This is a genomic window from Bacillus sp. AK031 (genome assembly GCF_053903065.1).
Genome location: NZ_CP096424.1, coordinates 1567273 through 1580707, shown reverse-complemented (window position 1 = coordinate 1580707; position 13435 = coordinate 1567273). Strand labels below are relative to the sequence as shown.

Annotated in this window: 12 protein-coding genes, 1 other RNA gene and 1 riboswitch; of the genes, 4 read left to right on the top strand and 9 right to left on the bottom strand. The window is 41.7% G+C overall.

Annotated elements, in window-relative coordinates:
* Positions 1-125: 125 nt before the first annotated feature.
* On the top strand, positions 126-581 hold the full coding sequence (locus M1E09_RS07890) for a chemotaxis protein CheX (protein ID WP_456274291.1): 456 nt from the start codon (positions 126-128) through the stop codon (positions 579-581).
* A 73-nt stretch (positions 582-654) separates the two neighbouring features.
* Here the strand turns inward: M1E09_RS07890 and M1E09_RS07885 are convergent, their stop codons facing one another.
* The 4 genes from M1E09_RS07885 to M1E09_RS07870 form a co-directional block, all read right to left on the bottom strand.
* The gene (locus M1E09_RS07885; protein WP_456274290.1) at positions 655-1425 is read right to left on the bottom strand and encodes an SDR family NAD(P)-dependent oxidoreductase; all 771 of its coding nucleotides are present in this window, start codon (positions 1423-1425) and stop codon (positions 655-657) included.
* A gap of 76 nt (positions 1426-1501) precedes the next feature.
* Positions 1502-1633 carry a hypothetical protein gene (locus M1E09_RS07880; protein WP_456274289.1) on the bottom strand — a complete coding sequence of 44 codons (132 nt, stop codon included), beginning with the start codon at positions 1631-1633 and terminating at the stop codon, positions 1502-1504.
* A gap of 892 nt (positions 1634-2525) precedes the next feature.
* Complete coding sequence (locus M1E09_RS07875) at positions 2526-3821, bottom strand: nucleobase:cation symporter-2 family protein (protein WP_456274288.1); 1296 nt, start codon at positions 3819-3821, stop codon at positions 2526-2528.
* Positions 3818-4402 (bottom strand): xanthine phosphoribosyltransferase, encoded by a 585-nt coding sequence (locus tag M1E09_RS07870; RefSeq protein ID WP_456274287.1) that lies wholly within the window; start codon positions 4400-4402, stop codon positions 3818-3820. The genes M1E09_RS07875 and M1E09_RS07870 overlap by 4 nt, the downstream gene beginning before the upstream one ends.
* A gap of 109 nt (positions 4403-4511) precedes the next feature.
* Positions 4512-4613, bottom strand: a riboswitch (purine riboswitch).
* A 244-nt stretch (positions 4614-4857) separates the two neighbouring features.
* Here M1E09_RS07870 and M1E09_RS07865 point away from each other — a divergent pair.
* From M1E09_RS07865 to M1E09_RS07855, 3 genes are read left to right on the top strand one after another with little or no spacing between them, the layout of a single operon-like run.
* Complete coding sequence (locus tag M1E09_RS07865) at positions 4858-5007, top strand: cytochrome c oxidase subunit 2A (protein ID WP_456274286.1); 150 nt, start codon at positions 4858-4860, stop codon at positions 5005-5007.
* 18 nt (positions 5008-5025) lie between these two features.
* Entirely contained in the window at positions 5026-5505 is a 480-nt protein-coding gene (locus M1E09_RS07860; RefSeq protein ID WP_456274285.1) for a cytochrome B5, read from the top strand.
* A 1-nt stretch (position 5506) separates the two neighbouring features.
* Positions 5507-7147 carry a b(o/a)3-type cytochrome-c oxidase subunit 1 gene (locus tag M1E09_RS07855; RefSeq protein WP_456274284.1) on the top strand — a complete coding sequence of 547 codons (1641 nt, stop codon included), beginning with the start codon at positions 5507-5509 and terminating at the stop codon, positions 7145-7147.
* 352 nt (positions 7148-7499) lie between these two features.
* Here the strand turns inward: M1E09_RS07855 and M1E09_RS07850 are convergent, their stop codons facing one another.
* From M1E09_RS07850 to rnpB, 5 genes are all read right to left on the bottom strand, one after another.
* The gene (locus M1E09_RS07850; RefSeq protein WP_456274283.1) at positions 7500-9014 is read right to left on the bottom strand and encodes a carboxypeptidase M32; all 1515 of its coding nucleotides are present in this window, start codon (positions 9012-9014) and stop codon (positions 7500-7502) included.
* 125 nt (positions 9015-9139) lie between these two features.
* Positions 9140-11044, bottom strand: coding sequence for an ATP-dependent DNA helicase (locus M1E09_RS07845; RefSeq protein ID WP_456274282.1), 1905 nt, complete (start codon positions 11042-11044; stop codon positions 9140-9142).
* Positions 11045-11241: 197 nt separating this feature from the next.
* The gene (locus M1E09_RS07840) at positions 11242-11424 is read right to left on the bottom strand and encodes a hypothetical protein (RefSeq protein WP_456274281.1); all 183 of its coding nucleotides are present in this window, start codon (positions 11422-11424) and stop codon (positions 11242-11244) included.
* Positions 11425-11579: 155 nt separating this feature from the next.
* Positions 11580-12716, bottom strand: coding sequence for a THUMP domain-containing class I SAM-dependent RNA methyltransferase (locus M1E09_RS07835; RefSeq protein WP_456274280.1), 1137 nt, complete (start codon positions 12714-12716; stop codon positions 11580-11582).
* A 298-nt stretch (positions 12717-13014) separates the two neighbouring features.
* An RNA gene (gene rnpB / locus M1E09_RS07830) (RNase P RNA component class B) lies at positions 13015-13395 on the bottom strand.
* Positions 13396-13435: the final 40 nt, after the last annotated feature.

Sequence of the window (13435 nt, the reverse complement as noted above, 5' to 3'; positions counted from 1 at the left end):
ATGCATTTGACGGGCGGAATAGCCGCCGGAACATCGGCTGAAAATCTACAAAAAATTCTAAATCATCGTTCTTTTTTCCCAGACATTATGCTAAGCTAAAAAGACAAAATATTGGAGGATTCGACATGACTACAACTAAAAGTGTAACCGACATAGTAAATGGTACAATTCAGTCAATCAAATCAGTCATCCCCCTCCCTGTTACAGTCGATCCGCCGACTCTTCTCAACGAACCGCTCAAGAAGCATAAGATTGGTGTATTGATAGGACTTACGGGGGATATAAGGGGTCAAATCATCTTTGATGGTGATATCGAGGGCTTTCAAGGGCTTGCTGCCTCAATGTTCGGAATGCCGCTTGAGGGTGAGATGCTGGAATCCTTCGCAGGAGAGCTGGGGAATATGATTGCGGGCAATCTTTCTACCCACATCTCACAACTGGGGCATTCCATGGATATTACTCCGCCAACGGTCATAATCGGCGAATCAAGGATAGCCGGATTTGACCGGGCTTTAAAACTTCCGCTTTCGATAGAAAATGTTGGTGACTTCATCGTCGTCATCATGGTGGACCTTACATAACTGCTTTCCATGACAAAGAGAGAAGACATACGAATCACGGTTCGCATGCCTTCTCTTTTTGTTATCGTCTATTTTAGAATCCCTGGATTGTCATCCCACCGTCGACAAATAATGTCTGCCCGGTGACATAACTTCCTGCAGAGGAAGCAAGGAATACAGCAGGGCCTACAAGTTCTTCCAGTTCTCCAACCCTTTTTAGCGGTGTGACTTCAAGAATGTCGTTGACATAATCTTCATCTTGTAAAAGTTTCTCCGTTAATGGCGTCCTGAAATACCAGGGACCGATACTGTTAACATTGATATTGTATTTCCCCCATTCAAAAGCAAGTACCTTCGTCATTTGGATAAGAGCCGCTTTTGTGGCTGCATATACCACACCAGTCCGCAGTGCCACATGCCCTGCCACAGAAGCAATGGTAATAATTCTGCCGCCATTCTGCTCTTTCATGATTTTGCCGGCTTCCTGGCTCATCATAAATGCTGATTTTAAGTTGGTATCCATTATTTTCTGCCACTCTTCATCAGTAACATCCAGCGCTTGCGAACGTATATTCATTCCCGCATTATTAACAAGGATATCAATCGAACCCGCTTTTTCTTTCACTTCTGAAACAGCTCTTGCAACCTCTTCCCGTGAAGTAACATCAGTGGTCAATATGTATGCGTTTCTTCCCAGTTTCTCAATATGTGAAGCTGTTTCAATAAGATCTTGCTCTGTTCTCGATAACAAGGCAACATCCGCTCCCGCTTCGGCCATACCAATCGCGATCGCCCTTCCGATCCCTCTGCCGGCTCCAGTGACAACAGCTGTTTTTCCATTTAAATCAAATGATGGCAAAAACACAACAATCTCCCCCTCTATACTATTAACCTTATTTTATCATAAGCGTACTATTTTCAAGAGGAGATTGCTTTCTGAATTATTCCTTTTTTTCCAAAGGAGCCTGGTACAGATTATGAATCATGATTTTCTTAGTTTCTATTAAGCATTTATCACAAATGGCATCCTGCTCAAACAGCCTTCTGCATCGTTCACAGTAAAACTTTTCCATTCCCAAACCTCCATGTGCTCAATACTGATATCATATGTTCCAGTAAGCAGGAAGTGTCAGTAACAGGAGAATTAGGACAAAAAATAAGAACTGGCCCATTCATTCATTAAGGAGTTCACTTTATAGGTACAAAATGTAAAAATCCAAAGTCTTTAGCATACGAATTCGCACCATTATTCGTATGCTATTTTTTTTTGGTATTTCAGCAAGTCATCTACTATCAAGTGTTTTTTCGCATCTAGTTCGCACACGTTTCCATAACACTGAAATAAATATTGTAGCCTTGCGATTTATGCAGCGGATTAAAAGACGGCTTTTCTTCAAGTAACAACGCCGTTTGTTCACTGAGTGGCCCCGCCTCGCCATCCGAGAGAGGAATCTCATGGGCCCAAAGGAAATCAGTAGCATGAGCTGATAAAAATAAGGGGAGAAATTCCCCTTATTTAGGAAATGGCACTAAAAATAGTTAAAATAAGGGGAATATTTACCGCTATTCATTTGAAAAGCATGAAAAATGGGGTGCTGTGCCAGGAATAAGGGGAAAATCTCCCCTTATTTATAGCGAACTAAGCCATGTTTTGCAGTTTAAGGGGAATTTCTCCCTCTATTTATGGATCTGTGACTCCTCACTTAATGATAGGACTATCTATAATTAAAAAATCACCTTCCACGATCCTGCTCCTTTATTAAAACCTTCCTACCCCTTCATCTTATCATTTTCATTCAGTCTGGCCGACAGTTTTGGTTGCACTTTACCTTACGAATCAGGGGACAGATTAGTATGCGATTTCATATGAAAAAAGCAATTCAATTAAGGGGACAAATAGTGTTCTTGTACTCCAAAACTGAACTACTTGATTCATTCATGGACCGGTCTCATTCATTGCTTTTATTAAGAAGCCTTCTGTTCAACAACTCTGATAGGCTTCTCTGATTTTCTCACATTGAAGACTATATTCAACAGTATAGCTGTTAAGCTCCCTGCTACAATCCCATTGCTGGTGAGAATTTGCAGGCTTGGCGGGAGCTGATTGAACATGTCAGGGACAACGGTTACACCCATTCCCATTCCGACAGCGCAAGCTACGATTAGAAGGTTTTCTTGTGAATTAAATTCAACACGGCCCAGCATTTTAATTCCATAGGCAACTACCATCCCGAACATTGCTATCATAGCTCCTCCTAAAACAGCAGAAGGGATAATGGTTGTAAGTGCTCCAATCTTTGGTACAAATCCCAAAGTGATAAGCATGGCACCTGTAAGATAGATGACATTCTTCGTTTTCACACCTGACAACTGTGTCAATCCAACGTTTTGCGAATAGGTCGTGTAAGGAAAAGCGTTGAAAATTGCGCCAAGAACAATGGCGGCACCTTCTGCACGGTAGCCATTGGCGACATCTTTTTCCCCGATCTCCTCTTCACAAATATCCCCAAGTGCAAAGTAAACACCTGTCGACTCTACCAAACTAACCATGGCTACCAGAATCATAGTCAGGATCGCTGTCAAATGAAATGTCGGCACCCCGAAGTAAAACGGTTGTGCCATATGGAACCAAGAAGCTTCCATAACCGGCGTGATATCCACTTTGCCCATGAATCCTGCAGCCACTGTTCCGGCAGCAAGCCCTAACAGAATCGCTACTGCTCTAACAAAGCCTTTAAAAAAGCGGAACAATAGAATAATAAAAAGCAGAGTCCCAAAAGCAAGGCCAATATTTGATAGTGATCCGAAATCCGGTGCACCCTCGCCCCCTGCCATATTATTCATCGCTACTGGAATCAATGTAATTCCGATGATTGTAACGACCGACCCAGTTACAACGGGAGGAAAAAAGCGTACGAGCTTGCCAAAATAATTGGAGATCACCATGACGAATAACCCTGAAACTAAAATAGACCCATAGATTGCAGTGATCCCATACTGGCCGCCAATTGCAATCATCGGACCCACTGCCGTAAATGTACACCCAAGAACAACCGGCAGCCCGATACCGAAAAAGCGATTTTTCCAAACCTGTAAAATGGTCGCTATACCGCACATTAGGATATCAATTGAGACTAAGTAAGTCAGCTGCTCTCCTGTAAGTCCTAATGCTGCCCCTACGATTAACGGTACGATAACCGCTCCTGCATACATGGCAAGCACGTGCTGAATAGCTAATGATGATAGTTTAAATGAGTTCATACCGCTGCCTCCTTCAAAAATTCTACTTTTCTATCTTTTAATGACTGAATTCTTGCTAGTGATTCTACTCTGTACCCTTTTTCTTTCAGGAGCCTGCCGCCGTCCTGGAAGGCTTTCTCAATCACGATTCCTATTCCTGCAACCGCTGCCCCTGTTTGCCTGACAATGTCGATTAACCCTTCAGCCGCCTGGCCATTTGCAAGAAAGTCATCGATGATCAGGACTTTGTCGTTCTTATCTATGTACTTACTTGAAACTGTAATCGTATTGGTTTCTTGCTTGGTGAAAGAATAAACCTCTGCAGTCAGCAGCCCTTCCTGCAATGTCAAAGATTTGCGCTTTCTGGCAAAGACAACCGGGACATTCATCGTAAGGCCGGCCATAACTGCAGGGGCAATGCCTGAGGATTCGAGTGTCACGATCTTTGTAATACCTTCACCTGAAAACCTTTTGGAAAATTCCTCGCCGATTTCTTTCATCAATTGAGGGTCGATCTGGTGATTTAAAAAGGAATCCACTTTCAGAACTGAATCGGATAACACGCTTCCCTCTTCGATGATTTTCATTTCTAAGCTTTTCATTTCGTTTTCCTCCTTCCGCCCCTGAACAAAAAAGCTCAAAGGGCATCACACTCTCAATCTGAGCGAGACAATGCCTTTGAGCTTAAATCAAAGAAGTACAGAAAAACAATTCCGTCCATTGCTCACTCATAGTCGAATAATTTACGGTTATCCGGTAGAGACTTGCGGGCCATATTCCCGCCGTTATATGAGTAAGTGTTATTAATTTATCATCAGTATATCAGATTTCCACAAAATTTCAACCTTTATTTCAATCAAACACGAACTATACCACCATAAAAACTTTAATTATTCGTATAATTAACCTTCTTACTATAATGCCATATGTGAGTTTCTTCACATAACCTTCACAATTATTCTTTTGCAGTGTGACATAAATCACAGATAGCTTATTATTTCAGCCCTATTATATAGGTAACAAGATATTGTTTCCAAAATTGAAAGGAGTGAGCCGTATGGCAAACCCGCAGTTAAATCAAAAAACGAAGGTGAAGACTGAAGATTCCTCTTCTTTGAAGGGAACTTTGGCTTCAGTATTATTCCTGGGACTGTTTCTCATTCTCAGCTGGTTTGGTGTTTATTACATTTTTATAGATCGTTTCTAGTGGAAGGGGAAGATTTTTATGCATATGCATCGTTATGAAAAATGGTGGTTAATTTTAGGTACTGGGTCTCTTATTCTTTTCTTAACTATTTTAGGTATCAGCGCATTTCACTCAGGACATACACCTCCAAGTGCTAAAGCTTTTATAGATCCTGAGCAGGTAGACCAGATCGCTCCTTTCAGCGAGCCGGGATTAAAGAAAGTGGAAGGAAAAGATTGGGACTATGAACTGGTAGTGGTAGGCTCGGCTTTCTTCTATTATTCAGGAGATGAAATTGAAGTTCCTTTGGACTCAAGAGTGAAAATCATCGCAACTACTAAGGATGTAGTTCATGGATTTCAAGTCGCTGGTACGAACATCAATATGATGCTTGAACCAGGATTTATCAGTGAATATGTTACTACTTTTGACAAAGCTGGTGAATATCTCGTTTTGTGTAATGAATATTGCGGGGTTGGTCACCATACGATGAAAACTATGATTAAGGTGGTGGACTAAGATGTTATCTAAAGTCGATCGTAAAGACGCACGTTTAGCGCTTGCACATATTTATGTAGCATTCATTGCCCTCGCACTTGGCGGGTTGGCAGGCTTGCTTCAGGTATTAGTCAGATCAGGAAGGTTTACTCTCCCTGCAAATATCGGATACTATCAAGTATTGACGGTTCACGGTGTTTTATTAGGACTTGTTCTAACTACTTTCTTTATTCTGGGCTTCCAGCATGCTGCTATTTCCAGAACTTCCGGAACGTACCGCAAAGGTGCACGGATTTCAGGATGGATTGGTTTCTGGGTAATGCTGCTCGGTACAGCCATGGCAGCTGTTATGATTTTACTTAATGAAGCAACTGTCTTATACACTTTTTATGCGCCGCTACAAGCTCACTGGATTTTCTACCTTGGATTGACTTTCGTTGTTGTGGGAAGCTGGATTGGCGGAGCTGCCATGATCGCTGAGTATATGAATTGGAGAAAACAGCATCCCGGACAGCCTAGTCCCCTGCTGACGTTCATGGCTATTATTAACACTGTTTTATGGATTGTGGCTACATTGGGTGTTGCAGGAACCGTATTATTCCAGCTGCTTCCTTGGTCTCTCGGCCTTGTAGCTGAAGTTGACGTTCTAGTCAGCCGCACACTTTTCTGGTACTTCGGTCACCCGCTGGTATACTTCTGGTTATTGCCTGCCTACATGGCATGGTATGTGATCATTCCAAAGATCATCGGTGGAGAAATTTTCTCAGATTCACTTGCTCGTATGTCATTTATTCTGTTCCTGTTATTCTCAATCCCTGTAGGATTTCACCATCAATTAGTGGAACCGGGCATTGATGCTTCATGGAAATTTTTACAGGTAGTACTGACTTTCATGGTTGTCATTCCTTCCTTGATGACAGCGTTCTCCCTGTTTGCCACCTTCGAAATGTATGGACGCTCTAAAGGCGCTACAGGTTTGTTCGGCTGGTTTAAAAAGCTTCCTTGGGGAGATGCACGTTTCTGTGTACCGTTCATAGGTATGGTGGCTTTCATCCCTGCCGGTGCAGGCGGATTGATCAATGCTTCCAATCAGATGAACCAAGTCGTGCATAACACGATTTGGGTAACCGGTCACTTTCATTTAACACTCGCAACTTCTGTTGTATTAACATTCTTTGGTATTGCATACTGGCTGGTTCCTCATTTAACAGGCCGTGTCCTTACAAAAGCAATGAATAAACTTGCGATCGTCCAGGCTGTTACTTGGGCAGTCGGAATGAGCATCATGTCAGGAGCTATGCATGCGGTAGGCCTTCTTGGTGCACCAAGACGTTCTTCTTTCTCCACATATGGAGATGCTCAACAAGCATTGGATTGGATTCCTTACCAGGTTGCACAGGCAGTCGGCGGAACGATTCTGTTTCTTGGAATCATTCTTATCCTCTATATCTTCATCAACCTTGCATTCTTTGCACCTAAAGGTGAAGAAGAATTCCCAATCGGGGAAACAGCTGATGAAGCAGAAAAAACACCAATGGTTCTTGAAAATTGGAAAATCTGGCTTACAGTATTAACGGCTTTAATTCTTGTCGCCTATTCGATTCCGTTTGCAGATATGATTCAAAATGCACCTCCTGGTTCAAAAGGGTTTAAATTGTGGTAAAAGACACAGCAGGCTTCTTTTAATAAAAGAGGCTTGCTGTATTTTTTTGTTATTATATACCCTTGAATTCTATTGTGTTTGTCTTTCTCTTTGCTTAAAAAGATGTCCTTCGCTTTGCAGGCGGGACATCTTTTTCTCTTTTTCCTTTTTTGATGTCCTTCGCTTCATCGGCGCGGGACATCTTTTTCTCTTTTTCCTTTTTTGATGTCCTTCGCTTCAAAGATTAAGGACATCAACTACTCTTTTCATAGCATTTCGCCATAAGTTGCAAATATACTCATCAGAATATTTCTTTAAAGAAGATAAAAAGCCGGCAGACCTCAAAGAGGAATGCCGGCATCTTTTATTTGTATTAAGCTAAATTATAAACACCAGAATATTTCTCTGTCAGATAGTTTACAAGGTGAGCAGCATTCAGCCCTTCCCCAGTTACTTCTGTCAGGATTTCAAGAGGCTTCTTCATTTTCCCCCACTGATGGACATTCTTTGTCATCCATTCACGGATTGGCGCAAGATCGCCTTGTTGAACAAGCTCATCGTAATTTGGCAGATCTTTCAGCATTGCTTGCTTGAATTGTGCTGCGTACATATAGCCCAATGCGTAAGACGGGAAATAGCCAAAGCTTCCACCTGCCCAGTGCACGTCCTGAAGAACACCTCTCGCATTTGTTTCCGGTCTGATGCCCAGGTATTCCTCGTATTTATCATTCCAGATTTGCGGCAGATCCTTCACTTCAATTTCATCGTTAAAGAGGCCTTTCTCGATTTCATACCTGATCATGATATGTAAAGGATATGTCAGTTCATCTGCTTCGATTCTAATTAAGGAAGGTTTAGACTCATTGATGGCACGGTAGAATTCATTCAATTCAACTTCATCAAATTGCCCTTCACCATACTCCTTCAGAAGCGAGTAGTTGTTTTCCCAGAATGAATAGTTTCTTCCTACAAAATTTTCATAGAACAATGACTGAGATTCATGGATCCCCATAGATGTTCCTGTTGCTAAAGGAGTTCCTGTCAGGTCACTTGAGATGTTCTGTTCGTACAATGCATGGCCGCCCTCATGGATGGTGCCGAAAATCGCGGTTCTCCAGTCGCCTTCGTCATACTTTGTTGTCACCCTGACATCACCAGGATTTAGACCGATCGCAAACGGGTGGACGGTTTCATCCAATCTTCCAGAATTGAAATCATATCCCATCTGTTCAAGAATTTTAAGGCTGAATTCCTTTTGTTTTCCTTTAGGAAAATGTTCAAAAATGAAGGATGTATCCGGTTTATTGGCACTTTCGCTTATACGCTGTACAAGGGGTACAATTTTATCCCGCAGTTCCCCAAATACCCGATCCAATACTTCCACTGTGACTCCCGGCTCATACATACCCAGTAATGTATTGTACTTGTTTCCTTCATATCCCCAGTAACCGATGAATTTCTTATTGAATTCAACCAGTTTTTCCAAATAAGGCTGGAAGGATGGGAAATCATCTTTCTCTTTTGCTTGTTCCCAAGCATTTTCGGCTTTTGATTGAAGAACAACGTACTCTTTGTATTCATCAGCCGGTATTTTCTTGTTTCTTTCGTAATCCTTTTGGCATTCCTCTAAAACTTTTACAACCATATCAGAAAGGTTTTCTTTATTTGCGGATAGTTTCGCTATGTATGCAGCCATATCTTTACTTGTGGACATCTCAAACACTTCAGAAGACAATAATCCTATTACCTCCGAACGCTGTTCAACACCATTCTTTGGCGCGCCTGTGCGCAGGTCCCAAAAGATAAGTCCTAATGCTTCATTGTATGCCGACATCTTTTTTACATATTCTAAAAAGTCTTTTTCTAATTCTTTCACTTCTGTATTCATATTTTCCCCCTAATATCTGGCATCCTTGTAATTTTATCATATTTTTCAGAAAAAAACTTACGTAAACACCTGAACCAAAACCTAAAAGTGAAAAACACGGAATCCGTATTTTTCACTTTTATGAATCAATATGGCAGGATCTTCTTGATGGCAGGAAGCAGTCCTTTTTCATTATCATTAAGAAGGATTGAAACCTGGCCATTATCTGTCGAAGTTCTTATCAATCGCCCGATTCCCTGTTTCAAACGAAGAAGCATATAGGGCAGGTCGACTTCATCAAAAGCAGATTTTGCATGGTTCCGTTTTGCATCAAAAACCGGGTCTTTTGGAGGGAACGGCAGTGAAAAAATAAGTACTTGAGAGAGTGATTCACCTGGTATATCCAACCCTTCCCACAAATGATAGGAGCACAAAACACTATTCACTTCATTTTGGAATCGCTCCACGACTAAGCTGATTTCTTCATCGCCCTCATAATAGATGGGATATGGCAGCTGTTTGTCCTGTAGATACTCTTTAAAAGATTGGAGTTCCCGCTTATTTGGAAACAAAAGGAGTGTTTTCCCTTCATTTTCTTTCACTTTATCAAAACAATACTGATATTTTTGCTCCGCTCCATCAGCAGAAAACTCAGGAATTTGGATTACCATGTTTTCTTCATAGTCAAATGGCGATTCAACTGTAAAAGATTCATACTGATCGATCCCTAAGCTATTGGCTAAATAGGAAAAGTCTTTATTATTAGACAGTGTAGCAGACGAAAAGATGAAAGGTGTTTTCTGGCTGAATACTTTCTGCCTGAGTATCTCTTCAACAAGCCTCGGCATAATGACCAGGGTTTCTGAACCATGTTGTATTTCAAGCCAGTTGATACCTTTGTCTTCCTGAAGGAATAGCTTAAGGGAATAAAGGATTTGTTCAAGATATTCTTCAATCACTTTTAACAGGTATTCATCCATGACATACATCTCTGACTCAAATACCAGTTCCTCGGTAAGCTTCTCTATTAAATCCACCAATTTGCTGCCTTCAGCTTGGACTTTTTCCGTCTTGCTTACATGAAGCCTGAGAGCATCTCCTGATTGGGAAGACGCTTGTTTCAAGGCTTCGAACCATATATCATTTTGAGCAATGATATCTTCAATTAAATACATCGTATTTTCCCGCATATCACTTGCCGTCATTTTTTCAAGAAGACTCTCAAGTGTTTCTTTTTTGATTCTGTATGTCAATGCTTTTTGAGAAGCAAATTCCAGCAGGTGGCCTTCATCGAATATGACAGAACTTGCTTGCGGAAGCAGCGGAAGCTGACCTTCCCTTACTCGTGATTCCTTCGTCCAGATATGCTCCATATAAAAGTCATGAGAACATACGATCAAATCAGCGGCTTCCCTGTAGTAATCACGGTTCAGTGTCTGGCCGCAGCGGTGCCGTTCTGCACACGACATACAGTCCTGCAAAGGGTCCCAGCCGATTGATTGCCATTCCTGGTCTGTTAAATCCCCATACTCTTTTCGGTCACCATATCGGTGGAACTTGCTCATAGAAGCCTTGCCATGGACAAACCCGGGAAGGGAGTTGAAAATATCCATGAATTTATCATTCTCCAGTACTTCTGCATCCAGTTTTTGAAGACATAAGTATTGTTCCCTTGATTTGGCGAGGCGAACGTCAACTTGAAGGTTCAACGCCTCTTCAATCTTCTTGATATCGCCTTCTTTTTTTACAATTTGTTCAATCAGGGTTTCATCAGCACAAGCAATGATGGCCGGTTTGCCTGTATACCGGGCATATGCCAGTGCATACAACAAATAAACCAGTGTCTTTCCGGTTCCGACGCCTGCTTCAGCAAACATCACTTTTTTATCCTGATAGGCTTTCAGTACTTGAAAAGCCATATAGATTTGTTCATCGCGGAGCTCAAAGCCTTTTTCAGGGAGAATATCGTAAAAAACATCCCCGATCCAATCACCGAGTCCTTCATAAAAAGATTGTTCCCTTGATAATGTAAATGGCAATTTCCCTCTCATAACTTCCTCCGTATCTCTTCATTATATCTATTTGAAGCATTCAGCCAATTCTCGGCCCGCAGCTAAAAAATTCGTTTCCAAAAGAATAATTGTAAACTTCAAAAACAGAAAACGCAAGCGAGGGAAGCTTGCGTTTTCTGCAGGAACTATCTTTCATGAAGGTTTGGTTTCATGAAATCCAAAAGAAAAAACTGCCTTTACTGATTGCGCGGGTTGCTGTAAAAAAGGTCAAAAGCCAGGGCATTGGTCAAATCTTCCTTTGCCGATATCAATTCGCCTATAATCTGGCTGTCCATTTTTGAGTGTTCTTCTTCTATCAGATTAATGGTAGATTGTAATGCTTTCGAAATTCGATTGTAGTCAATAGAAGGTCTTTCCACTGTGTTTCACTCCTCAATAATATATATTGAGTATTATACGCAGAAGATTTCTGGGTTATGACTATTTCGGTAAGTGGACAGGATACACGGATCATCCATTTCATTTAAAGGGTCAAGAAAAAACCGCCTGCAATCAGACGGCTTTTCATTTATATTTAATCTTTTCTCGGAGGTCTTGGACCCCAATACTGATAATAGTCAGTCCTAATGAATCCATTGAAGAGCTTTCTTTTTTTGGTAGCTTTTTTACCATAAAGCTCTTCAAAACCTTCGTGGGAGGTCATGATATACTTTGACCATGTCTCCATTTTTTCAAAGGATTCTCCCATTGCTTTATACATATGTTCGACTTCTTTTCTTTCTCCAATCCTTTCGCCATATGGAGGATTCCCTACGATAACACCGTAGCTTTTATCGCTGTGGAAATCTTTCACCTGCATCTGCTTGAATTGAATCAGTTCGCCAAGCCCCGCTTCGAATGCATTATTCTTGGAAACTTCAACCATTCGATGATCGATGTCAGTACCGATGATTTCAAGAGGCTGGTCATACTTGGCAAGATCTTCGGCTTCCATGCGGACATCATCCCAAATCTTGTCTGACATCCATGGCCATGTTTCAGAGAGAAATTCTCTGTTAAAACCTGGTGCTATATTCTGACCGATTAAAGCAGCTTCAATTGGAATCGTTCCAGATCCGCAAAATGGATCTGCAAAAGGCCTGTCCGGATTCCAAGTTGTCAATTGAATCAATGCAGCAGCAAGCGTTTCTTTTAACGGTGCTTCACCTTGTCCGATGCGGTAACCGCGTTTATGCAGCCCTTGACCGCTTGTGTCAATCGTTAATGAAGCAGTATCTTTATGAATGGCAACCTCCAACTTGAATATTGCACCGGACTCCTCTAACCAGCTCGTCCTGTTATAGTATGTCTGCAACTTGTTTACTATTGCTTTCTTAACGATAGCCTGACAATCAGGAACACTGTATAACTTGGACTTCACAGATTTTCCTTGTACTGGAAATTGTGCATCTTCAGGCAAGTAGTCTTCCCAAGGAAGTGACTTGGTCTTTTCAAACAGCTCGTCAAACGAATACGCTTTAAATTCGCCCACCAGAATTTTGATCCTGTCCGCTGTCCTGAGCCACATGTTGGCACGGGCAATCGCTGTTTCATCTCCTTCAAAGATGACTTTGCCGTTTTCGACTTCACATTCATACCCCAGGTCTCTTACTTCTTTTGCGACTAAAGCCTCGAGGCCCATTGCAGCTGTCGCTATCAATTTAAATCTCATTTGAATCACCCTAACTTTTCAATATCTGCTTCACCCAACAGCACATTCACCAAATCATAGCTGTTTAAAGCATGTATGTATATTCGACAATAATACTGTCCATTTCTAAGTGTAACCATTGAAGTCAACTTTAAGCAACAGAAACACTGTGAAAGTTTATAAAAAAGCGCAAGCGCCCCGTTCAGCGGCGCAGGACTGTACAGGTCCCGCCCGCCTGAGACTGTTAAAAGACAAAACAAAAGCTCCCCTTATAATAAGGAGAGCGTCATGTACTCAATTATTAATCCCCGTAATAACATTCTGTAAGCCATGTTTTGTTCCTTCGTACTGCAAACGATGGGTCATCTCGTACTCCGGTGGTAATCATCTATCTACGAAACCACTGTTTCGTCCTTCTTCTCGTTGAATTCCTTAAAGAAGATGCCCCTACCAAATTTGGGTTTCTCGCTCGTGGGGTTTACCTCGTTCCACTCTTGCAATTTCTTGCAAGACTCCGTCACTGTGGCACTTTCAAGGTATTCACACCATATCCGAAGACTTAGGTGTTTTCCCTGCCGTCAATCCGCAAGCGGACTGCCCTAGCTTATGACTTGGCTAGGCACGAACACTACGGGCATCTCAGCACCGTGCGAGCATGGACTTTCCTCTACAACAAACGTTGCAGCGATTACCTGAATGTTATTACTAGTATATCCAAGAAGTAATTATACAGAAGTATC